This is a genomic window from Pseudomonas farris (assembly GCF_019145235.1).
Classification (GTDB): Bacteria; Pseudomonadota; Gammaproteobacteria; order Pseudomonadales; family Pseudomonadaceae; genus Aquipseudomonas; species Aquipseudomonas farris.
Map to the genome: position 1 here is coordinate 119,708 of NZ_JAHSTV010000012.1, position 21,965 is coordinate 141,672.

A 21,965-nucleotide genomic window follows, 5' to 3' on the forward strand; every position below is an offset into this window, starting at 1 on the left:
GCTGGAGGACCATGTGCACATTGGGAATGTCCTTCGCACAGAAACTGGGAGATTTCAGCTGTGCCCGGTGCGCAAGCACCGGGCACAGCTGAAAAGGCCAAAAAGCCGTAAACCTCCGCCTTCAACTGGCTGATATTTCGCTTCTGAGCCGAGGCACTCGATGGATGTGACTCATCCAACACTATCTTTAAGTCGACGTCCTCAGACATTGACGCTGGCGCGTGGCATGCGACCCGCTCAGGACGCCCGCCAGGAACAGCTCCATATCGAATGCCGTGCTCATGCTCGACCACCGATGTAAGCCGATACCACGTCGATACGGCCGTGCCCCAGCTCGTAGCTGATCTGTGCTCGGGCCGACTGATCACGGTGTCGGTAAAGTTGGTAGCAACGACCGCTATTGATGGGCGCGGAATGGTGAGTGATTTGCTCATAGCGTTCGCATGCATAGACCGCGCGCAACTCATGGAAGCCTTTGAGGTTGTGCTGATGGAGGATGCCCCGTGCGGGACGAACGATTTCCTGTAGGAAGTCGAGGTAACTTTCGTTCGGTGCAAGCAGGTTGTGGCTACCCTCGGGCGAGACTTGTTCGGCAAACCTCAGCGTCACGAATATGATCATCTACCGTAATCCAACGAGGAGCTGACGCGCCTGAGCGACCACCTTTGGTGCCCTCTTGGATGTTAATCCTCCCAAGATGCTCAGCTTCAGATTGCAGGCGCGGAAGGTCGGCCAAGATGGCCTCGCGTAAGCGCATGCCGGTGGCTCTCGCCAACTGAGCGATGGCCGCCGCGCGCGGCATTTGGTGTTTGCAGAGCGCGTCGACGATCTGATTCATGTGTTCGGGGTCTTGGCCTTGTGGCACTGAATGACGAACACTAGTGCGCCGCATTCCTAACGCCTTGCTCGGGCTCGGCACTTTCACATATTGATCACCGCGAAGCGCGGCCATGGTCCGGTTGACGCTGGACAACCGATTTTGCGCTGTGGCGATGGCGATAGCACCGTATTCAACTTGCTGGCGCAGATGCTCGGTGTAGTCCAGCAAGGTCTGCCGATCAATCTGTCGCGCATCGTTGACGCCTGGCCCATCCTCCGACCGACACCAGCGTACAAACGCCTGCCACCGATCACTATGTGCTTTGACCGTCCCGTAATGCCCACCGCCAAACAGATCTTTCAGCGCTTGCGGCCCCGCATAGCTCAATTGCCGGCCATAGCCAAAATTGCGCCCATCCCGTCTACCGACCAATGCCATGATCCAACTCCTCTCGAAGCCAAATCTTTTAAAACCTTCCTCACGTCATCCCGCCAAGAATGTTGAGTGTTATCAGGGATCAAGGCCCCTGCGACCTGTGAGGGTTGTCCACTAACGCGGGACTGGCGGCTCTTTACGACTGGGAGCTTGGGCATCTCATGACCTGGCCTCCTGAGCACCTCCGAAGAGGTGGGCGGGTGGAGGCTGCACTGGCTGACGAAACCGGTGCTGCGAGATCCTGAGTCAGGTGAAGGCAGTGAGGCGATGACCGGGGCATGCCTGACTGTCAGTCAGGTGCAGTCCATTCCTTGGACTGCGGCACCATCATCGGCATCGCTGTTGCCGGTGACTTCGGTGTTTGTCACGCCGATTGTCACGAGGGGAATTGCCGCAAAGCCTTGTACGAGTTGGGCTGCAGCAGCGGTAGGAGCGCCCGTCTCTTTCCGGGAGAAAGAGACGGGCGCAGGTTGGCGCAGTGAAATGGCCAAGCGGATAGGTTGCTGCAGGGCAGCTATGAAAGGGGATGAGTTGCCGCAGTAGGCATCCATCACATCGCTGTGACCGTGCGAGCCGCCGGACGCTAATCGCACTTTGGGAGAACCACCAGGTGTGGCGTAGCCTTGAAGGTTCTGGCTACCTGGGTTGCTGTCAACGACAGCGCTTTGCCCAATCTTTTCTACTCCTGTGGATAATTCGGGTCAAGGTTCGAATTTTCGGGAATTCTGCGGCTGTGGATGAAATTATCCACCGGTGGAAATCAGTGGTTTTCCACAGACAGTTTGCGTGGGCTTTAGATTTTTTAAATGAGGTCCATCCAAGCAGGGCGGCTTTGCAGCCCCGCTTGGATGGACCCGTGCTGAAGGGTGGACTGCTGTGATTTCAAAGGCTTATCCACGTTTTGATGCGCCACGGATATTTTTAGGGTGGTGATCGTCACCTCCCTGCCCCCAACCTATTGAGTGGAAATATCCAACTGAGGCCATCACCGCTCGCTGTCGTTGCAGCATAATGCGTCGAGCAATGCATCGCGCTCGTGAACCTCGCGAAAGATGAGACACAAAAAAAATCCGTGATCGATATGTGTATTAACCAAGCAAGCAACTCGGACAGTCTAAAAACCGCTGCATCTAACTGAGTAAGCCCCCCGGCTAGGTAGGCTCAGCAGAAGCTGAGTCTTCCCATACAGAAAAATCAAGCTGTGCAACGTGGATCCCGTTTTATCATCCTCAGCAGTTGCTCACGAATTTCTCTGCTGCTCGCAGCAAGATCCACCGTCGCAAAGCGGATGTAGTGTCTCTGTATGACAACACTTTCATCGACTGTTTCACCTATGGCAGGGTGCAACAGCAATCCGCTGGCGCTCTGTGCGAGGATGTCCGAGTCAGCGACCTGTGAGCGAAGGTACGCGTAAATCTGATAGAGGTAACCGCTACGCAGAGTCTCGTCTCGGTAATTACTTTTCGTGTAGATGGACGTGAACTTGGTATCGATCACCATCCGCTGCCCCAAATCCAAGTTTTCAAGAATCATATCAACGGTCATCTGCGGGAGGACCGAATTTAGACCAGGAGTACGATCGCTAGAAAACCATTTTAATTTTACACCAGGCCGTACGATCCACCCATCCGTCAGCGCCACACGATAAAAGCCTGCCACTGCCTTCTCAAACAGACGACGCACCCAGATCTCCTCCCGTTCAGGCTGCTGCATAAAATGCTTGCCCTCAGACTCATTGGGCAATGCCATGTCGTAGGCCAGTTTCGCAGCAGAAACCATCAGACGCTCCGCCGAATCGTGCGCGTCAAATCGATCAAGGTCGATCTGCGAGCGATTCACCCCCTGATCAGACACCCCCATCTCGGTCATGCGCTGCGCTAGTTGTCGACAGCGTCTGCCGACGGGGTGCTGGTATAGAAGCCTGGAGAGCTTCTCCAAGGCCACGCGCACGAAGCGATTACGCGAAGTGTCCAGTGTCAGCTCGTCAAACCGACAGGCTATCTGACCGCGCATCAGCAACTGCCTGCGCTCGGTGGTCAGAACGTCAATTCGTCCGCGAACTCGGTTGAGGGTTTTTTCTCTATGCTGATAACCAAGCCCTAGGTGCCGTCGCATACGAGCTTCGACGGCATTGACCAGGATCTCGCCAACCAAGCGAGGCAGCTCATCCGGCATGGTTTCACTCGCAGTCCTGGCTTGGCCGAGTGTCCGGTAAAGATCCGAGGCATACAGCATCAGAAGCCAAAGATTTCTGACGGGGATACGGCCGACAGTTCTCTCGAAGGCTTGCGGCGCGCCCCCCTGCGTCAAGTCAGTCATATCACCAACCCAACAAAAGATTTGCCACCGCCTCTTTTGCTCTGGCAGGTGTATCCGCCCAATATTCATCAAGCAACGGAGAGATTTCGGTTTCGACCACTCGAATGAACCAGTCTCGCGTGGTGCCCGCTTCAAGTAAATTGCTCGGCGTTACGTAGCTATGGCCGATCTGAAATTGCTGACCGAGCCTATCATCTTCTGCAATCTTGGCATTGAGCTGAGCCATTCGCTGTTCGATGTCCTGCGCCAGTCGTGCATCGACACCAGCCTGTTCGATCACCCACTTGCGCCATCGATTACCCAACCTCGGGGTCAACCCGATGAACGCGAATCTACGCCGCAGAGCCAAGTCGACCAGAGCCAGTGATCGATCCGCTATGTTCATGGTACCAATAACATGGAGGTTTTCAGGAATATGCACAGAGGTTCGATTGCCGTCGGAGTCTGGATAGCTCAACTCCAGCGCTTCGCTCGGAGTGCGTTTACCCGCCTCCAACAAAGTCAGAAGTTCACCAAATATTTGCGCCGGATTACCCCGATTAATCTCCTCAATAACGACTACAAAAGTCGAATCGGGAGTTTTCAGTGCGGCTTTGATTGCCTCCATGAAAACCCCTTCAGCCAAGGCAAGACCGCCCTGACCGTTAGGACGCCAACCTCTTACGAAGTCTTCATAGGACAGGTTCGGATGGAACTGCACCGAGCGGATTTTCTTGATGTCTCGTGAGCCAATCAATGCGAAAGCCAGCCGCTTGGCCAGCCACGTCTTGCCTGTACCGGGCGGGCCTTGAAGAATGAGATTCTTCTTCTCACGCAAACGAACAAGCATGCTTTCCAGCTCGACGTACTCTAAGAAGCAACCTTCTATGAGTATGTCGTCCAAGGTATAGGCCGGTATAGCCGAATAGACGACGATCGTTTCTTCGACACCACCTACCTCCAACGCTTCGTCCGCGCTTAATTCTTCTTGGAGCTCTTCGTCGTTATCCAGAATTACTTCAGGCTCAAAGCTCCACGCTTGAAGTGACAACTCGGGGAAGGAGTGGGCAGGATATGAGGGCTCCTGAAATCGAGGTTCAAGGATATCTGTCACCTGGAGGTAATCCAAAGCGTTACAACGTTTACTCGGACCATTCGTATTGATAGCAATGGCCAGCGTGTTCCTGATGAACTTCCTGGAGAGCTCATCGAGACTGAGTAGGGCCCAGGGCCTGGCCCAGTAAAGTCCCATCGTCAGGTTCCAGGCGACACCCAGACGCCCATTGCTGTTCTCGAAGGCTTTAGCAAAAGCCGCTCGCGCCACCTCGCCCTGATCTCCTTCACTGTCGGCGTAGACGACTGCAGCCGCAAAAGTATCCCATAGGGAATCGACATGATCAGCATCGCGTTTATTCTCCGGAGGGAAGAACCAGGACTTCAAGTTGTGCAGCACCGGCACACCTTCAAAGGATTTGGGCACCGACTGATCTACACCCAGAAATTTCGCTATCTCAGCCGCGATGGTTTGACGGTTTATCTCCGTGGTTTGCCGGTTGAACGCCCCCATTACGGTGAACGGACAAATATCCCGTACAAAGCCGCGCTCTCCATTTGGATAGGTATCAGCGTGAAGGTAACCAAGTGCTGCCACTCGGGTTGATATCTCCTGCAGTCCTGCCACCAAGGCTTTTCGGTTGTGTCGGTACTCAAGCAGTCCATCTGCAATAGCCATGTAGAAACGGGTCCAGGCAAACTTTTCGAGACCTGCCCCTTGGCTTCCGAAGCGCGCTCTCCAATATGGGGCGTTGCAAAAACGCTGAATGTCTTGAGGTGCATCGTCGAACGTTAGGGCAATCAGCCCATCGTTCTTCCAGTCGCCAGGCACTACACGCCAGATGGTGCCCCGATGGGTGTAAAAAAACCATTTACGTCCCGGCTGAAGCGGCGTCCAACTAACACTGACTTGCTTACCGTCATTGCGATTTTCGGTGATGACACCGATCGCCTTGATCGCCATAACCGAAACTCGATTACCTCGATTATCGAACGGCAGGTCGTGTAACTGGGTATAGGACGATTTGATTGCAATGCGCTCGCCGACTTGCATGCTCCGGACAAGGTCCAGGTGCTTGTCGTTGTAGCCATTTTCCCAGATCCCTTCACTCAGAAATCGTTGCGTCTGGTCATCCGTTTTTCCATAGGCTGCACCGACGAACCAAACGGGCTGAGCAGAGGTTCCTTTGGATGTATTAGTCATGTAAATCCCTTTAATCGCTGCGAGGGAGCTGATGCCACCGAGGTGTTGACAATTGTGGCTGAGTATCCCTCGACGGGTAGCAAAATGGCAGTATCGACTCAGTTTTTTGAAGACGCATCAGGAAAGTTCGATCACTCAATTCGAACAACAAAAAAATCAGGAAACCCGGTTCAAAAAAAGCCGGTCTTTGCCGGAGAAAAATCAGGGAAAAACGCCAAAAAATGGGGGAACAAATGGGGGAGCAGAAGGATTTATAAAAACCATAACTTATTATTTTTCAAATACCTACATCGATAAAAAGCTAACCACAAGCCGGCTTTTTAATGCCTGAAAATCAATCCTGAATACACTTTGACCGCATTGAACTGCAGCCAACCCATGCTGTGCGATTCGATCGCAGCCGCACGTGAGGCCACATGCTGTCCGACAACTGGACGGTGAGCCGAATAGGCGTCATATTCGGCTCACTATATGAGCCGAATAGCATTTTTAATCGGCTCACTCATTCCAAGAGTACCGACTCCATGGCACCTCACTGGATCTGGCAGCAGCCTGATTGGCCGAATTTCCAATGGCAAGCCGAGCGCTTGGCGCCACTTCTGCGCGACTGCGTTCAGGCGCAGGGTCGGTTGATGGGGATGGCCAGTTCGGTAGGCAGTTCGTTGAGCGCGCAAAACGAACTGGATGCGTTGTTGCAGAACATCGTGACCTCGTCCGCTATCGAGGGTGAACAGCTGAATGTTGGCTCCGTACGCTCTTCTCTGGCGCGACGGTTGGGGTTGGACCTGGTCGATGGCGATAAGGTGAGCCAGCGCAGTGAGGGCCTTGCGCAATTGATGCTCGACGCGACCCGGCATTTCGCTGAACCACTGACATTGGTGCGATTGCTGGATTGGCATAAATGGCTGTTTCCTGAGCAAGACACTGATTTCGCCGCCCGGTCGATCCGTGTCGGTGCCCTGCGCGGCGACGAGCCCATGCAAGTGGTTTCAGGGCGACTCGACAGGCCGACCGTTCACTTCGAAGCGCCACCTCGCCTTGGTCTTGAACGACAACTCGATACCTTCCTGACCTGGTTTGAAGCCAGCCGAAATCAGGTCGGCCTCGACCCTTTGCTGCGGGCCGGCGTCGCGCATTTCTGGTTCGTGACGTTGCATCCTTTCGACGATGGCAACGGTCGCCTGACGCGAACGATCACTGATCTGGCCCTGGCTCAGGGTGAGGTTCAGGCCATCCGTTTCTACGCCATGTCGGCGAGTATTCTGGATGATCGTTCAGGCTATTACCGAGTGCTGGAAACCAGCCAGAAAGCCACGCTGGATATCACCGAGTGGCTGGAGTGGTTCCTGCAAACCTTGTTGCGCAGTTTGCAGCAAGCCATGACGCGGATCGAGTCGGTACTGGGCAAGGCGCGTTTCTGGCAGGCGCATCGGGAATCTGAACTGTCGGCCGAGCAGTCCAAAGTACTGAATCGCTTGCTCGATGGCGGGGAACGAGGTTTCGATAATGGCATCAGCGCCGCTCAATACCAGGCAGTGGCAAAGGTTTCCAAAGCCACCGCAACCCGTCATCTGGCCGAACTGCTGGAGAAGGGCTGCCTGAAACGCCTGCCCGGCGGCGGGCGCAGTACTCGATATCAAATCAGCTATCCCGATGACTCAACACATTAATCATGATCGACACTGCGCTGCCCTAATGCCGGCGAGTTAAGCCGTAATGCGATCTGTAGCAGCTGGCGAAGCCTGCGTTCGGCTGCGTAGCAGTCGTGAATCCGGCTAATGCCGTATGCCTGACGTACCGCAATCTCTGATTTTACGACTGCTTCGCAGCCGAACGCAGCCTTCGGCAGCTGCTACAAGGAGTGCGTCGCTGCTGAAATGGTTTAACTTGCCGGCTTTAGGACAAGCCCCCTCACCACAACGGTCGCATTGACGCCCAAAACGCGTTGGCCAAAACACCCCGCTCATTTGCCCATAACCCCTATGTCTGCTAGTGTCGCGCCGGTTTAACGTCAACCGGAAATAGCCGCCATGGCCCGCAAAAAAGCTGCACTGGATTTCGAACAATCTCTCGCTGACCTGCAAACGCTGGTGGAGCGTCTGGAGAACGGCGAATTGTCGCTGGAAGACTCGCTGACCGCTTTCGAGCAAGGCATCGGTCTGACCCGCGATTGCCAGGCGGCGCTGGCTCAGGCCGAGCAGAAGGTTCAAGTGCTGCTCGAGCGTGATGGTGAGCTGGCCGAGGAACCCTTCGACGCGGATCAGCCAGAATGATTGCGGCGTATTCGGCGACCAGCCAGGCTCGCGTCAATGCTGCACTGGAAACCCTGTTCAGCCCTCCGAGCCCTGAACTCGCCCGCCTCTACGAAGCCATGCGCTACAGCGTGATGAACGGCGGCAAGCGTGTGCGCCCGTTGCTGGCTTATGCCGCATGTGAAGCGCTGGGCGGCAAGGCCGAGCAAGCCAACGGCGCGGCCTGTGCGGTGGAGCTGATCCACGCCTATTCGCTGGTGCACGATGATTTGCCGGCCATGGACGACGACGATCTGCGTCGCGGCCAGCCGACTACGCATAAAAAATTCGATGAAGCCTGTGCAATCCTCGCCGGTGACGGTTTGCAGAGCCTGGCCTTCAGCGCCCTGCTCGACCCGCGCCTGAGCAGTTGCGACGCCGACACCCGTCTGCAGATGGTCAGCGCCCTGGCGTTGGCGGCAGGCCCGGCGGGCATGGTCGGCGGGCAAGCCATCGATCTCGGCTCAGTGGGCCTGAAGCTCGATCAAAAAGCCCTTGAATACATGCATCGGCACAAGACTGGCGCGTTGATCGAAGTCAGCGTCAAGCTCGGCGCCCTGGCCAGCGGTCATGCCGCGAAGGACGAACTGAAGTCCCTGCAGAGTTATGCACAGGCCATTGGCCTGGCATTTCAGGTCCAAGACGACATTCTTGACGTCGAAAGTGACACAGAAACCCTCGGCAAACGCCAGGGCGCCGATATCGCCCGGGACAAGCCGACCTACCCGGCCCTGCTCGGTCTTGATGCGGCCAAGGCCTACGCCCTGGAACTGCGCGACCAGGCCCTGCATGCGCTGCGACCGTTTGACGCGGCGGCCGAGCCATTGCGCGATCTGGCCCGGTACATCGTCGATCGCCGCAGCTGACGGCGTATCCGCCAAAAAAAACCAACGCGTGGGCAGGGGGCGATGCATCAGGTAAACTGCCGCATCTTTTATACCTATAACGATTCGCCTGATGCCCACGACGTTTCATGAGATTCCCCGCAAGCGCCCGACCACGCCCCTGCTCGACCGTGCCAACACGCCGGACGGCCTGCGCCGGTTAGGCGAAGCCGAGCTGGAAACCCTGGCCGATGAATTGCGCCTGGAATTGCTCTACACGGTCGGTCAGACCGGTGGGCATTTCGGTGCCGGCCTGGGCGTCATCGAGCTGACCATCGCGTTGCATTACGTCTTCGACACCCCGGACGACCGGCTGGTGTGGGACGTGGGTCATCAGGCCTACCCGCACAAAATCCTCACTGGCCGTCGCGAGCGCATGGGCACCCTGCGCCAGAAGGACGGCGTTGCCGCCTTCCCGCGTCGTTCCGAGAGCGAGTACGACACCTTTGGCGTCGGCCACTCCAGCACCTCGATCAGCGCTGCGCTGGGTATGGCAATTGCCGCCCGCCTGCAACACAGTGATCGCAAGGCGATCGCGGTGATCGGCGACGGCGCACTGACCGCGGGCATGGCCTTCGAGGCGCTGAACCACGCGCCGGAAGTGGACGCCAACATGCTGGTGATCCTCAACGACAACGACATGTCGATCTCGCGCAACGTCGGCGGGCTGTCGAACTATCTGGCGAAAATCCTTTCCAGCCGCACTTACGCGAGCATGCGCGAAGGCAGCAAAAAGGTCCTGTCGCGCCTGCCTGGCGCCTGGGAAATCGCCCGTCGTACCGAAGAATACGCCAAAGGCATGCTGGTCCCCGGCACGCTGTTCGAAGAGCTGGGCTGGAACTACATCGGCCCGATCGATGGCCACGACCTGCCGACCCTGATCGCCACCCTGCGCAACATGCGCGATCTGAAAGGCCCGCAATTCCTGCACGTGGTCACCAAGAAAGGCAAAGGCTTCGCCCCGGCGGAAGTCGACCCGATCGGTTACCACGCCATCACCAAACTCGAACCTGTGGATGCTCCGGCCACCGCGCCGAAGAAAGCCGGCGGGCCGAAGTATTCCGGTGTGTTCGGTGAATGGCTGTGCGACATGGCCGCAGTCGATCCGCGTCTGGTCGGGATTACCCCGGCGATGAAGGAAGGCTCCGATCTGGTGGCGTTCAGCGAGCGCTTCCCGGAGCGTTATTTCGACGTGGCGATTGCCGAGCAACACGCCGTGACCCTCGCCGCCGGCATGGCCTGCGAAGGCGCCAAACCGGTGGTGGCGATCTATTCGACCTTCCTGCAACGCGCTTACGACCAGCTTGTGCATGATGTGGCGGTGCAAAACCTCGACGTGCTGTTCGCCATCGACCGCGCAGGTCTGGTAGGCGAAGACGGCCCGACGCACGCGGGTAGCTTCGACCTGTCGTTCCTGCGCTGCATCCCCGGCATGCTGGTGATGACCCCAAGCGACGAAAACGAACTGCGCAAAATGCTCAGCACCGGCCACCTGTACAACGGCCCGGCGGCGGTGCGTTATCCGCGCGGCACTGGCCCGAATGCGCCGATCGCTAAAGACCTCGAACCGATTGAAATCGGCAAGGGTGTCGTCCGCCGTCAGGGCAGCAAAGTCGCCCTGCTGGTGTTTGGCGTGCAACTGGCCGAGGCACTGAAAGTCGCCGAGAAGCTGGATGCGACGGTGGTCGACATGCGTTTCGTCAAACCGCTCGACGAAGCACTGGTTCGCGAAATCGCCGGCAGCCACGAGTTGCTGGTGACCATCGAAGAGAACGCCATCATGGGCGGTGCCGGTGGCGCGGTCAGTGAGTTCCTCGCCCGCGAGAACATCCTCAAGTCGGTGCTGCACCTGGGCTTGCCGGACATCTACGTCGAGCACGCCAAGCCTGCGCAAATGCTGGCGGAGTGTGGGCTGGATGAGGTTGGGATCGAAGAAGCGGTGCGTCAGCGCCTGCAACTGCTGAACATCTAATCCTCTAGCTACATGCAAAACCCTGTGGGAGCGGGCTTGCTCGCGAATGTGGTGTATCAGTCGGTATCAATGTTGACTGACACACCGCATTCGCGAGCAAGCCCGCTCCCACATTGGTTTGTGCAACCTTCAAAAATGTATTCGCTTTAAAGCGCCAACGGACTGCCCATGAAACTCCCCCGCCTCGCCCTGGCACTGACCCTCCTGCCGGCCGGCCAACTTTTGGCCGACACCTTCGAACGCGACCAGGCCCTGAAACTGCCGGACGTGCTGATCAGCGCCAACCGTCAGGTCGAAGCGCGCAACAACAGCAGCGCTGCCAACACGGTGTTCACCCGCGACGACATCGATCGTCTGCAACCGAGCAACGTCACTGACTTGCTGCGCCGCGTACCGGGCGTACAGGTCGGGCAAACCGGCGGGCGCGGCAGTCTGCCGGGGGTCTACATTCGCGGTACCAAGTCGGCGCAAAGTCTGGTGCTGGTCGACGGCCAGCGCATCGGCAACTCGACCTCCGGCGACAGCAACCTGCAGCACATCAACATCGAACAGGTCGAGCGCGTGGAAGTGCTGCGTGGTTCGCGCTCGGTAATTTACGGCAGCGATGCGATTGGCGGGGTGATCCAGATCTTCACCCGCCGTGGCGACGAACAAGGCCTGCAACCACGCATGCACGTTGGGGTTGGCAGCAACCAGACCTGGGAGCGCAGCCTCGGATTGTCCGGCGGCGACGCGCAGACCCGCTTCAATCTCGGTGCCAGCCTTGATGAAACGGCAGGCATCAATCGCACCCATGAGTCCTATCCTAGCGACGGCGATCACGATGAATACCGCAATAAGTCGGTCAGTTTAAGCCTGAGTCACGCCCTCACCGACGACATCGAAGTCGGCGCCAATCTACTGGATAATCAGGGCAAAAGCGCATTCGACAACCCGTTCGGCCGCTTCGACATGAACACCTTCGAATCGGTCCAGCAGCAGCCCTACAGCGAGTTTTCTGTGAGCAGCGTCAGCAGTTACGTCGACGCGCGGATCAATGACCGGTGGAAAGCCCGCGTCGAGCTCGGCCACAGCGAAAACCGTGAGAAGACACTCGACAAGCTCAGCGACGAGCGCAGCGTGTTCAATACCTATCGCGATTCGGTGAACTGGCAGAACGACCTGACCGTGGATGAGCGCAACAGCCTGATCCTCGGCGGCGACTGGTACGAAGACCGTATCAACAGCAGCACATCGTTCGACGAAGACAGCCGCTGGAACCGCGCAGCGTTTATCCAGCATCGCTATCAGGCCGACAGTTTCTCTACCGAACTGGGCCTGCGTCGCGACCAGAACCAGCAGTTCGGCAGCCAGAACAGCTGGAGCGGCACGTTCACCCTGCCGCTGAACCCGGACAACGATGTGCTGTTCACCTACAGCGAAGGCTTCCGCGCGCCGACCTTCAACGACCTGTACTACCCGGATTTCAGCGACCCGGACTTGAAGCCCGAAACCTCGAAAAGTTATGAGCTGCAATGGCGCAGTCAGCTGACGCAGAACAGTCGCCTGGAAGTCTCGCTGTACCGCACCGATCTGGAAGACGCGATTATTTTCGGCAGCAACAACCGCCCGGCGAACGTCGCTTCGGCGCGGATCAACGGTTTTGAAGCGGCTTTGAAACAAGAGCTGTTCGGCTGGCAGAGCAACCTCGGCGTAGCGATCATCGACCCACGGGATCGCGACAGTGGCCACACCCTCGCCCGTCGTGCACGACGGACTTTGAGCCTGGATCTGGATCGGCAGTTCGACCGGCTCGGCCTCGGGGCTAGTTGGCAAGCGGTGAGCAGCAGTTATGACGACGAGAACAATCAGCAGCCGTTAGGCGGGTATGCGTTGTTGGGGTTGCGCAGCAGTTGGGCGCTGAATCGCGAGATCAAGCTGGAATTGAAGGTCGATAACCTGCTGGACAAAGGCTACAGCCGGACGTTGTACAGCCATGACGGCAGTCAGTATGGGTATCGCGAGGAAGGCCGGGCGTGGATGTTCGGGGTGACCTGGACGCCGGAGCTCTAAGCTGAAACTTGCTGTGTTTGATCTGGCCTCTTCGCGAGCAAGCCCGCTCCCACAGTTAATCGCGTGCAGACATACATTTTGTGCATGACACAGATCATTGTGGGAGCGGGCTTGCTCGCGAAGCAGACACCTCGGTCTCAACGGTCCGGCGCGATCACTCGGCACAACTTGGCAGTCGCTTCGATCATCTGCCCACTCGGCCGCTCCAGGCCTTTGTCCGTCACCAGCAGCAATTGCCCCTGCGCCACCGCCGTCACCTGAGGCCAGGCTTTCCAAGCATCGAGCTGCGCCTGGTCACTGGCCAGGATCACCTCGGGATTGCGCTGCAACACCGCCTCCACACTGATCTGCGGTGCAGGCTGCGTCAGGTCGGCAAACACATTGCGCGCCCCGCACACCTCCAGCGCATCGCTGATAATCTGCCCACCGCCCACGGTGTACAGCGGCCGGTCCCAGACTTGGTAAAACACCCGTAAGGGCTCGTCCCTTCGATAGCGCTGGCGCAGGGAATCGAGTCGTTGACGCAGATTTTCGGCCAATGAAACGCCACGCTCCGCTCTACCGAGTTGCGTAGCGATCACTTCAATCTGGGCGGTAAGTTGTTCGAGGTTGTGGGGTTCGGCGACAAAGGTGGGAATGTTCAGCCGCTTGAGCTGCTCACGCTGGGCCGGCCCCACACTGCCCGGCCAGAGCAGCAACAGATCGGGTTTGAGGCTGAGCAGTCGTTCCATGTCCAACTGGCCGTAGCTGCCAACGGAAGGAATGTCCTTGAGTTCAGCGGGACGTTCGCCGGCATCCAGCACACCGACCAAAAGGTCAGCCGAGTTCAGCTCAACGACAATTTCAGAAAGCGACGGCGCCAGACTGACAACCCGCTCGACCGCAGTCGCCGAGCCGCTGACGGCCAGCAGCAACACCGCCAGCCAGACACTGCGCATCAGCCGAGTTGACGCGGGATACGGTAGAGATAGAACAGCACCGTGGTCGACAGCGCCAGCAGCACCAATGGAACGGCTTCAAGACCGACGAATACCGCCAGCGCACCGATCCAGGCGGGCAGGCCGGCAGCCAGAAACGCGGTGCGGCGTTTTGCGGCCAGGGCGATCCAGGCATCGGGTTCTTCAGGGGTGTCGAGGGCTTTCTGGGTGGCGATCAGTGCGTGCTTGTAGCCGCCAAAGAACTTCAGGCTGACAAACATCGAGGCCACACCGGCGATGAACAATGGCATGGCCAGCACCGGCAGAATCGCCTCGCTTTGACCGAATACACCATTGATCACGAACAGCGGCACCAAGGCCAGCGCCAGGTATTGCCACCAGTTGACGGAGAGTCGCCGCCGTACCTGACCGCGGGTCACGCCCGGTCAACCTCGCCCTGATGTTCGTTGCCCATCATATGGTCGAGCTTGCTGGCCTTGGTCGCCAGGTAGAGTTTGTTGTGCGGGTTGTGCCCGGTGTGCAACGGCACGCGCTCGGCAACCACGATGCCCATGTCGGTCAAGGCTTTGACCTTGCGTGGGTTGTTGGTCATCAGACGCAGGGCCTTCACGCCCAGGTGCTCCAGCATCGGCAGGCACATAGCGTAGTCGCGCTGGTCGGCGGCGAAACCCAGACGCTCGTTGGCTTCAACGGTGTCGGCACCGCCATCCTGCAATTCATAGGCGCGGATCTTGTTCAGCAGACCAATGCCGCGACCTTCCTGACGCAAGTAGAGCAACACGCCACGGCCTTCACGGGCGATCGCCTGCAAGGCGGCCTCGAGTTGCGAACCGCAGTCGCAGCGCTGGCTGAACAAGGCATCACCCGTCAGGCATTCGGAGTGCAACCGGCCGAGTACCGGAGCACCATCGGCGAACTCACCCAGGCTCAGTACTACGTGCTCGCGCCCGTTCTCTTCATCGAGAAAGCCATGCATGGTGAATTGCGCAAAAGGCGTTGGCAGCTTGGAAGCGGCGACAAAAACGACAGGCACCGGTGTGCTCCTGATCTATATGTACTGAAGATTCGCAGAGGCGGCATTGTAACAGCACGTTCCTGCAGACGCTTAGGCTGAATTATGGGGCATAACGATCAAAATGTTTGATCAAGAGACCAAGCCAATGACCCTGTGGGAGCGGGCTTGCTCGCGAAAGCGGACTCACATTCAACATATGAGTAGCCTGATATATCGCTTTCGCGAGCAAGCCCGCTCCCACATTGACCGTATTCACTCTGTGCCAAACGGGTACGGCTGTTTCCACTTTGCGAAAATCGGTTTCAGCTGGCCGTTTTTTACCAGCACTTCCATACGCTGATCGAACAGCGCCATCAACGTGCGAGCCCGAGGTGTATTGGAGAAGCACAGGTAAAGCGGCAATTCCGCAATATGCGTGCGACGAAACTGCGACGGGTCCTTGGCTCGGCTAACGACGTAATCGACTTCGGTCAGCGCATCGATGTAGTAGTCGGCGCGATTGTGAGTCAGCATCGACAAAATACCTGTACGCCGTATGACTTCGTTATAGCGCTGCACATTGGGCAGATACGACTGGTATTTGTAGCCGCGTACCCAGGCCAATCGGTAGATGCCCAAGGTATCCAGGGTCGGCGCCGGATTGCTGGCCAAGCCCAATGCGTAGATATGATCGGTATCGAAATTCCAGCGAGGATAAAGCAGGTCGCTCGCCTCCTCCCGATAAGAACCGACACAAGCGTCCACTTCGCCACGCTGCGCCAGGCCTATGGCGCGCGTATACGGCTCGGTTCGAATATCCAGTTTCACGCCCGCCGGCTCGAACACTTTGCGCAACACGTCCCAGCCCAAACCCTGACCATCGGCGGCGGTGTAGTCTTCCCAGGCTTCGCTGGCCAGATGAATCACCGATGGCATCGTCGGTGCATCCTCCGCCCGGGCGAGGGAGCAAAACACTGCGAAAACCATCAGCAGCAACCCGCGTTGCGCCATCCTCAGCTCTCTCACTTGACGCCTCAGACGAAAAACCACACCAGCCCTTGCATTGCCAACCACGCAAACACGCCGGCCAGCACGTCGTCGAGCATGATCCCGACGCCACCGTGCACATGCCGGTCGATCCAGTGAATCGGCCAAGGCTTGAGGATGTCGAAGAAGCGGAACATCAGGAACCCCGCCAGCAACCAATACCAACCTTCCGGCACCAGCCACAGGGTGATCCACATCCCGACCATTTCGTCCCAGACGATGCCTTCGTGATCGTGCACGCGCAAATCATCGGCGACCTTGCCGCACAGCCAGAAGCCGAACAGCATGGTGATGCCGAGCATCAGCCAGTAGCCCCAGTCGGGCAGCATCTGCCACAACGGAATGAAGGGTAACGCCACTAACGAACCCCAGGTGCCCGGCGCTTTTGGCAGGGTGCCCGAGCCGAAGCCGAACGCCAGGAAATGCCAAGGGTTGCGCCAGACCGACGGCGGTACGAACTCCGCCGGGACCTGTTTGGGATGATCTGTCACGGTGTCTCCCGAAAATGTTGATAACCCCGGATTGGCGGGGTGATGTCGTGTCCGTCGGCGTCCAGCAGTGTCACGCCCTGCCCCGCTACAACTCGCCCAAGCACGTGGATTGGCCAGCCGTCCGCCAGCAACGATGGCAACTCGGCGGGCGGCAAGGTGAAGGCCAGCACGTAATCGTCACCGCCGCTCAGGGCGGCTTGCTCAGCGCCAGACTGACCGAGGAAGGCCAGCAGCGCCTTCGACAATGGCAGCTTACTGCGCTCTACCTGAATCCCGACTTTCGATGCCAGGGCAATGTGCCCACAGTCGGCGAGCAGGCCGTCGGAGATGTCCAGTGCCGCAGTAGCCCTGCCGCGCAACGCCATGCCCAGACCCAGCTGCGGTTGCGGCGACCAGTAATGGGCACGCAACGGATCAGCGATGGCCGCGTCAGCCATCCGCTGGCCGAGCACCAGCGGCAACGCGCCCGCGCCGTTACCCAGCTCTCCGCCCACGCAGAGCAAATCGCCCGGCTGTGCGCCGCTGCGGGTCAACGCCAGACCGGCCGGCACCCGACCGAATACGGTCATGGTCAGGCTCAGCGGCCCGCGGGTGGTATCGCCACCCACCAGCGCCACACCGCAATGTTGCGCCATGAGGTTCAAACCACGGGCGAAGGCTTCCAGCCAATCGGTGGTCACCGTCGGCAAAGTCAGGGCAAGGGTAAAGGCAATGGGGGTGGCGCCCATGGCGGCCAGATCACTGACAGCCACAGCCAGCGAGCGCTGACCGAGCAGAAACGAATCGCAGGGGTCTGCGAAATGCACACCGGCCACGAGCGTGTCAGTGGAAATTGCCAACTGCTCCCCTGGGGGAACAGCCAGCAAGGCGCAGTCGTCGCCGATCCCCAGAGCAACGCCTTCGCCGCCCTGCGCACAAGGCGCGGCGGCGAAGAAATTGCGGATCAGCTCAAACTCGCCCATCGCAAATTCAAGCGCTGGTTAGCGCTTGAACGCCTTCACTTCAGCTTCACGCAGACGCGGGGCTAGCTTGTCGAGCACACCGTTGACGAACTTGTGGCCGTCGGTGGAACCGAAGACCTTGGCCAGTTCGATACCTTCGTTGATCACAACGCGGTACGGCACATCAACGCGCTCGAGCAGCTCCCAGGTAGACAGGCGCAGAACCGCCAGTTCAACCGGGTCCAGCTCTTCGATGGTGATGTCCAGGCATGGCGCCAGTGCGGCGTCGATCCGGTCCTTTTGAGCCGGAACCCCATGCAGGATTTCACGGAAGTAGGCGCCGTCGACATCGCTGAAATCGTTATCGACCCGAAACTGCGCTTCGATCTCGTTCAGCGACTGCTTGGCCATATGCCATTGGTACAGCGCCTGAGTCGCGAGCTGACGGGCTTCGCGACGCTTGACGCTTTTCGATGGCTTGCCGGCATCCGCAGGCTTTGGATCGCGCGGGTTGAAACGATCGCTATCGTCGCTAATCACTTGGCCTCCAACTGCGCCAGCAGGCTGACCATTTCCAGAGCGGACAGGGCAGCTTCAGCACCTTTGTTACCGGCCTTGGTGCCGGAACGTTCGATGGCTTGTTCGATGGAATCAACGGTCAGTACGCCGAAAGCGACCGGTACGCCGAACTCCATGGACACCTGGGCCAGGCCCTTGGTGCATTCGCCCGCCACGTATTCGAAGTGCGGAGTACCGCCACGAATGACTGCGCCCAGGGCGATGATTGCCGCGAACTCGCCTTTCTGAGCGACTTTCTGCGCAACCAGCGGGATTTCGAAGGCGCCAGGCGCACGGATGATGGTGATGTCGCTTTCGCTCACGCCATGGCGAACCAGGGCATCAACTGCACCGCTGACCAGGCTTTCAACCACGAAGCTGTTGAAACGGCCCACTACCAAAGCGTAGCGGCCTTTAGGGGCGATGAAGGTACCTTCGATGGTCTTCAGGGTCATTCGTTAGATCTCTTAAAGAGCCGGGACGCGTTTTCTACGCGTCCCTCAGTGATGTGTTAACCGCGAATACAGGCCCGCAAATTGCCGGTCATTATTCGGAGGGCACGTATTCTACAACTTCCAGATCGAAACCGGATATCGCATTAAATTTCATCGGCGCACTCATCAGGCGCATTTTACGCACGCCCAGATCCCGAAGGATCTGCGAACCGGCACCGACGATGCTGTAGGTGGTCGGTTTTTTCACCGCGGTGTGGTCGGCGGTTTCGCGAATGTGCGCCAGCAACACGTCACCATCGAGCGGGTGACCGAGCAACAGCACCACGCCGCTGCCAGCCTCGGCAACCGCAGCCATGGCGGCGCGCAGGCTCCAGCGGCCCGGTTGCTTGACCATCAACAGGTCACGCAGCGGGTCCATGTTGTGCACCCGGACCAGCGTCGGCTCTTCGGCGCACACGGTGCCCAGGGTCAGGGCCATGTGCACGTCGCCTTCTACCGAATCACGATAGGTCACCAGGTTGAACTGGCCCAATTCGCTGTCCAGCGGCTGCTCGGCAATCCGCTGAACGGTACGTTCATGGATCATCCGGTAGTGAATCAGGTCGGCAATGGTGCCGATCTTGATGTTGTGTTCGGCGGCAAACGCTTCGAGTTCAGCGCGACGGGACATGGTGCCGTCGTCGTTCATCACTTCGCAGATCACACCGCTCGGCTCGAAACCGGCCATGCGCGCCAGGTCGCAGGCAGCTTCGGTGTGGCCGGCGCGGGACAACGTACCGCCGGCCTGGGCCATCAGCGGGAAGATGTGGCCGGGGCTGACAATGTCTTCAGCCTTGGCGTCTTTGGCGGCAGCGGCTTGCACGGTGCGCGCACGGTCGGCTGCGGAGATACCGGTGGTAACGCCTTCGGCGGCTTCGATGGACACGGTGAACTTGGTGCCGAAACCGGAACCGTTGCGTGGCGCCATCAACGGCAGCTTGAGCAGTTCGCAGCGCTCGCGGCTCATCGGCATGCAGATCAGGCCACGGGCGTGCTTGGCCATGAAGTTGATGTGTTCAGGCTGGCAGCACTCGGCCGCCATGATCAGGTCGCCTTCGTTCTCGCGGTCTTCGTCATCCATGAGGATGACCATCTTGCCTTGGCGGATGTCTTCAACCAGTTCTTCGATGCTATTGAGCGCCACAAGGCACCCCCCTTCTTTCGAAATTTGAGCTTCAGGATTTGAGGTAGCCGTTTTGGGCCAGAAAGCTTTCAGTAATGGTGCTGCCGGAGGTCGGCTCTGCGGCCTTATCGCCCAACAACAGGCGCTCCAGATAACGTGCCAGCAAGTCGACTTCCAGATTCACCCGGCGACCAGGCTGGTACGACGCCATGATGGTTTCGCTCAGGGTGTGCGGAATGATGGTCAGCAAGAATTCGGCGCCATCGACTGCGTTCACGGTCAGGCTGGTGCCGTCGACGGTGATCGAGCCTTTATGGGCGATGTACTTGGCCAGGTCTTTCGGGGCACGGATGCGAAATTCCACGGCGCGGGCATTTTCCGTGCGGGCAACCACTTCGCCCACGCCATCGACGTGACCGCTGACTAGGTGCCCGCCGAGGCGAGTGGTCGGAGTCAGGGCTTTTTCCAGGTTGACCGGGCTGCCGCTTTTGAGATCATTCATTGCGGTGCAGTCGAGGGTTTCGCGACTGACGTCCGCCGCAAAGCCATTGCCCGGCAATTCAACCGCGGTCAGGCACACGCCATTGACGGCAATGCTGTCGCCCAGCTTTACATCGCTCAGGTCGAGCTTGCCGGTTTCTACGTAAACCCGCACATCTCCGCCTTTTGGGGTCAATGCGCGAATACTGCCGATGGATTCGATGATGCCGGTAAACATGGAGTCCTCCTCGAGAACAGGGCCAGCGCTAGAGCAATGGCCGGGAATTATACGCTCGCCGATGGCGCAGGGATGGCAGTGACTCGCCAGTCATCGCCAACCGCACGAATTTCGGTGATTTTGAGCTCGGGCGCGTCTTTCATCTGCGCCAGTGGCCAGTCCAGTAAGGGACGGGCCGAGGAGCCGAGAAACTTGCCGGCGATGAAGATCTGGAATTCGTCCACCAGCCCCAGCTGGGCAAAGGCGCCAGCCAATCGCGGGCCGGCCTCGACCAGCACGTCATTGACGCCACGGTTGGCGAGTTCGACCAGCAACTGATGCAGATCGACCTGGCCATCGTCGCCCGGCACGATCAGGCATTCCGGGCCGTTGGCGTACTGTTCTTCCACCGCGACACACGTGGCGACCAGTGCCGGCCCCGCCTTGAAGAACGGTGCATTCAGCGGCACCCGCAGGCGACCGTCGATCAGCACGCGAAGCGGCGGACGGCTCATGGCCAACGCGGTTTGTTCAGCGTCCAGACCCAACTCGTCGGCACGTACGGTCAAGCGCGCATTGTCCGCCAGTACCGTGTCGGCACCCGTCAGCACCACGCTGGCCTCGGCGCGCAAACGCTGTACCGCCGAACGCGCCGCTGTACCTGTGATCCACTGGCTCTCGCCGCTTTCCATCGCCGTGCGACCGTCCAGGCTCATCGCCAACTTGACCCGCACGAACGGCAAGCCGTGTTCCATGCGTTTGAGGAAGCCTTGATTGAGTTTGCGCGCCTCGCCTTCCAGCACACCGCTTTCAGTGGCGATACCGGCCTGGGCCAGACGTTGCAGACCGCGACCGGCGACTTCCGGGTTCGGGTCCTGCATCGCCGCAACGACGCGTGCCACACCGGCATTCACCAGCGCATCGGCGCAAGGCGGCGTGCGGCCGTGGTGGCTGCAAGGTTCGAGGGTCACGTAAGCCGTGGCGCCCCGCGCCTTGTCGCCAGCGGCGCGCAGGGCGTGGACTTCGGCATGGGGCTCGCCGGTGCGCACATGCCAGCCTTCGCCGACAATCTGCCCGTCACGCACCACCACGCAGCCAACCCGGGGGTTGGGATGCGTCGTGTAATGACCTTTGCGCGCCAGTTCAAGGGCTCGGGCCATGTAATGCGCGTCGAGGATGGCTTGTTCGGGAGGTGTGGTCATTCTTTCACCGGCTCACGGGCGAGGCGATCGATCTCTTCGCGGAACTCGTTGAGGTCCTGGAAGCGTCGGTACACCGAAGCGAAGCGAATATAGGCGACTTCATCAAGCTTCTTCAGCTCGGCCATCACCAGTTCGCCAACCACGAGGGATTTGACCTCGCGCTCGCCGGTAGCGCGCAGCTTGTGTTTGATGTGCACCAGCGACGATTCGAGGCGCTCGACACTCACCGGGCGCTTCTCCAGCGCCCGCTGCATGCCGGCACGGAGTTTTTCTTCGTCGAACGGCTGGCGACTGCCGTCGGTTTTGATCAGGCGCGGCAACACCAGTTCAGCGGTTTCGAACGTCGTGAAACGTTCGCCGCAGGCCAGGCATTCACGCCGGCGGCGCACCTGTTCGCCCTCGGCGACCAGACGCGAGTCGATGACCTTGGTGTCGTTGGCACCGCAGAAGGGACAGTGCATGGTGGCAGGC

The 21,965-nt window shown here is 59.0% G+C and carries 20 protein-coding genes and 1 pseudogene; 6 read left to right on the plus strand and 15 right to left on the minus strand.

Annotation, left to right across the window (positions count from 1 at the left end):
• Window positions 1-279 precede the first annotated feature (279 nt).
• The 3 genes and pseudogenes from KVG95_RS23905 to KVG95_RS23915 form a co-directional block, all read right to left on the minus strand.
• Window positions 280-1,258, minus strand: a pseudogene (locus KVG95_RS23905) (integrase domain-containing protein).
• Between the two features lie 1,191 nt (window positions 1,259-2,449).
• Complete coding sequence (mcrC, locus tag KVG95_RS23910; RefSeq protein WP_217858184.1) at window positions 2,450-3,574, minus strand: 5-methylcytosine-specific restriction endonuclease system specificity protein McrC; 1,125 nt, start codon at window positions 3,572-3,574, stop codon at window positions 2,450-2,452.
• A 1-nt stretch (window position 3,575) separates the two neighbouring features.
• Window positions 3,576-5,810 carry an McrB family protein gene (locus KVG95_RS23915; RefSeq protein WP_217858185.1) on the minus strand — a complete coding sequence of 745 codons (2,235 nt, stop codon included), beginning with the start codon at window positions 5,808-5,810 and terminating at the stop codon, window positions 3,576-3,578.
• 52 nt (window positions 5,811-5,862) lie between these two features.
• Here KVG95_RS23915 and KVG95_RS23920 point away from each other — a divergent pair, with 52 nt between their 5' ends.
• The 6 genes from KVG95_RS23920 (at window position 5,863) to KVG95_RS23945 (ending at window position 13,009) form a co-directional block, all read left to right on the plus strand.
• Entirely contained in the window at window positions 5,863-6,141 is a 279-nt protein-coding gene (locus KVG95_RS23920) for a hypothetical protein (RefSeq protein ID WP_217858186.1), read from the plus strand.
• 193 nt (window positions 6,142-6,334) lie between these two features.
• Window positions 6,335-7,480: a Fic family protein gene (locus tag KVG95_RS23925; protein WP_201062049.1), complete on the plus strand. Its 1,146-nt coding sequence runs from the start codon at window positions 6,335-6,337 to the stop codon at window positions 7,478-7,480.
• Between the two features lie 360 nt (window positions 7,481-7,840).
• Entirely contained in the window at window positions 7,841-8,083 is a 243-nt protein-coding gene (locus tag KVG95_RS23930; RefSeq protein WP_007894317.1) for an exodeoxyribonuclease VII small subunit, read from the plus strand.
• The gene (gene ispA, locus KVG95_RS23935; RefSeq protein ID WP_217858187.1) at window positions 8,080-8,967 is read left to right on the plus strand and encodes a (2E,6E)-farnesyl diphosphate synthase; all 888 of its coding nucleotides are present in this window, start codon (window positions 8,080-8,082) and stop codon (window positions 8,965-8,967) included. The genes KVG95_RS23930 and ispA overlap by 4 nt, the downstream gene beginning before the upstream one ends.
• A 91-nt stretch (window positions 8,968-9,058) precedes the next feature.
• The gene (gene dxs / locus KVG95_RS23940) at window positions 9,059-10,957 is read left to right on the plus strand and encodes a 1-deoxy-D-xylulose-5-phosphate synthase (protein ID WP_217858188.1); all 1,899 of its coding nucleotides are present in this window, start codon (window positions 9,059-9,061) and stop codon (window positions 10,955-10,957) included.
• Window positions 10,958-11,125: 168 nt separating this feature from the next.
• Window positions 11,126-13,009 (plus strand): TonB-dependent receptor domain-containing protein, encoded by a 1,884-nt coding sequence (locus tag KVG95_RS23945; RefSeq protein WP_217858189.1) that lies wholly within the window; start codon window positions 11,126-11,128, stop codon window positions 13,007-13,009.
• 137 nt (window positions 13,010-13,146) lie between these two features.
• Here the strand turns inward: KVG95_RS23945 and KVG95_RS23950 are convergent, their stop codons facing one another.
• From KVG95_RS23950 to nrdR, 12 genes are all read right to left on the minus strand, one after another.
• The gene (locus tag KVG95_RS23950) at window positions 13,147-13,947 is read right to left on the minus strand and encodes a cobalamin-binding protein (protein WP_217858190.1); all 801 of its coding nucleotides are present in this window, start codon (window positions 13,945-13,947) and stop codon (window positions 13,147-13,149) included.
• Complete coding sequence (locus KVG95_RS23955; RefSeq protein ID WP_217858191.1) at window positions 13,947-14,366, minus strand: MFS transporter; 420 nt, start codon at window positions 14,364-14,366, stop codon at window positions 13,947-13,949. Before KVG95_RS23955 ends, KVG95_RS23950 begins: the two co-directional genes overlap by 1 nt.
• Window positions 14,363-14,980: a GTP cyclohydrolase II gene (ribA, locus tag KVG95_RS23960; protein WP_217858192.1), complete on the minus strand. Its 618-nt coding sequence runs from the start codon at window positions 14,978-14,980 to the stop codon at window positions 14,363-14,365. Before ribA ends, KVG95_RS23955 begins: the two co-directional genes overlap by 4 nt.
• Before the next feature lie 234 nt (window positions 14,981-15,214).
• Window positions 15,215-15,952 carry a substrate-binding periplasmic protein gene (locus KVG95_RS23965; protein WP_217858193.1) on the minus strand — a complete coding sequence of 246 codons (738 nt, stop codon included), beginning with the start codon at window positions 15,950-15,952 and terminating at the stop codon, window positions 15,215-15,217.
• Between the two features lie 23 nt (window positions 15,953-15,975).
• The gene (locus KVG95_RS23970) at window positions 15,976-16,479 is read right to left on the minus strand and encodes a phosphatidylglycerophosphatase A family protein (RefSeq protein WP_008073949.1); all 504 of its coding nucleotides are present in this window, start codon (window positions 16,477-16,479) and stop codon (window positions 15,976-15,978) included.
• Entirely contained in the window at window positions 16,476-17,441 is a 966-nt protein-coding gene (gene thiL / locus KVG95_RS23975; protein WP_217858194.1) for a thiamine-phosphate kinase, read from the minus strand. Before thiL ends, KVG95_RS23970 begins: the two co-directional genes overlap by 4 nt.
• Window positions 17,442-17,459: 18 nt before the next feature.
• Complete coding sequence (nusB, locus tag KVG95_RS23980) at window positions 17,460-17,960, minus strand: transcription antitermination factor NusB (RefSeq protein WP_038981348.1); 501 nt, start codon at window positions 17,958-17,960, stop codon at window positions 17,460-17,462.
• Window positions 17,957-18,433: a 6,7-dimethyl-8-ribityllumazine synthase gene (ribH, locus tag KVG95_RS23985; RefSeq protein WP_003228649.1), complete on the minus strand. Its 477-nt coding sequence runs from the start codon at window positions 18,431-18,433 to the stop codon at window positions 17,957-17,959. Before ribH ends, nusB begins: the two co-directional genes overlap by 4 nt.
• A gap of 91 nt (window positions 18,434-18,524) precedes the next feature.
• Entirely contained in the window at window positions 18,525-19,616 is a 1,092-nt protein-coding gene (ribBA, locus tag KVG95_RS23990) for a bifunctional 3,4-dihydroxy-2-butanone-4-phosphate synthase/GTP cyclohydrolase II (RefSeq protein ID WP_217858195.1), read from the minus strand.
• Between the two features lie 31 nt (window positions 19,617-19,647).
• The gene (locus KVG95_RS23995) at window positions 19,648-20,313 is read right to left on the minus strand and encodes a riboflavin synthase (RefSeq protein WP_050681909.1); all 666 of its coding nucleotides are present in this window, start codon (window positions 20,311-20,313) and stop codon (window positions 19,648-19,650) included.
• Window positions 20,314-20,360: 47 nt separating this feature from the next.
• A complete protein-coding gene (ribD, locus tag KVG95_RS24000; protein WP_217858196.1) occupies window positions 20,361-21,494 on the minus strand; it encodes a bifunctional diaminohydroxyphosphoribosylaminopyrimidine deaminase/5-amino-6-(5-phosphoribosylamino)uracil reductase RibD in 1,134 nt (377 codons plus the stop codon).
• A complete protein-coding gene (nrdR, locus tag KVG95_RS24005; protein WP_007906838.1) occupies window positions 21,491-21,955 on the minus strand; it encodes a transcriptional regulator NrdR in 465 nt (154 codons plus the stop codon). Before nrdR ends, ribD begins: the two co-directional genes overlap by 4 nt.
• Window positions 21,956-21,965 lie beyond the last annotated feature (10 nt).

What these genes read in the sequence shown, in the direction of transcription:
- mcrC (WP_217858184.1), bottom strand. Translation starts at nt 3,574, where the DNA reads ATGACTGACTTGACGCAGGGGGGCGCGCCGCAAGCCTTCGAGAGAACT.
- KVG95_RS23915 (WP_217858185.1), bottom strand. Translation starts at nt 5,810, where the DNA reads ATGACTAATACATCCAAAGGAACCTCTGCTCAGCCCGTTTGGTTCGTC.
- KVG95_RS23925 (WP_201062049.1), top strand. Translation starts at nt 6,335, where the DNA reads ATGGCACCTCACTGGATCTGGCAGCAGCCTGATTGGCCGAATTTCCAA.
- KVG95_RS23930 (WP_007894317.1), top strand. Translation starts at nt 7,841, where the DNA reads ATGGCCCGCAAAAAAGCTGCACTGGATTTCGAACAATCTCTCGCTGAC.
- ispA (WP_217858187.1), top strand. Translation starts at nt 8,080, where the DNA reads ATGATTGCGGCGTATTCGGCGACCAGCCAGGCTCGCGTCAATGCTGCA.
- dxs (WP_217858188.1), top strand. Translation starts at nt 9,059, where the DNA reads ATGCCCACGACGTTTCATGAGATTCCCCGCAAGCGCCCGACCACGCCC.
- KVG95_RS23945 (WP_217858189.1), top strand. Translation starts at nt 11,126, where the DNA reads ATGAAACTCCCCCGCCTCGCCCTGGCACTGACCCTCCTGCCGGCCGGC.
- KVG95_RS23950 (WP_217858190.1), bottom strand. Translation starts at nt 13,947, where the DNA reads ATGCGCAGTGTCTGGCTGGCGGTGTTGCTGCTGGCCGTCAGCGGCTCG.
- KVG95_RS23965 (WP_217858193.1), bottom strand. Translation starts at nt 15,952, where the DNA reads ATGGCGCAACGCGGGTTGCTGCTGATGGTTTTCGCAGTGTTTTGCTCC.
- thiL (WP_217858194.1), bottom strand. Translation starts at nt 17,441, where the DNA reads ATGGGCGAGTTTGAGCTGATCCGCAATTTCTTCGCCGCCGCGCCTTGT.
- ribH (WP_003228649.1), bottom strand. Translation starts at nt 18,433, where the DNA reads ATGACCCTGAAGACCATCGAAGGTACCTTCATCGCCCCTAAAGGCCGC.
- KVG95_RS23995 (WP_050681909.1), bottom strand. Translation starts at nt 20,313, where the DNA reads ATGTTTACCGGCATCATCGAATCCATCGGCAGTATTCGCGCATTGACC.
- ribD (WP_217858196.1), bottom strand. Translation starts at nt 21,494, where the DNA reads ATGACCACACCTCCCGAACAAGCCATCCTCGACGCGCATTACATGGCC.
- nrdR (WP_007906838.1), bottom strand. Translation starts at nt 21,955, where the DNA reads ATGCACTGTCCCTTCTGCGGTGCCAACGACACCAAGGTCATCGACTCG.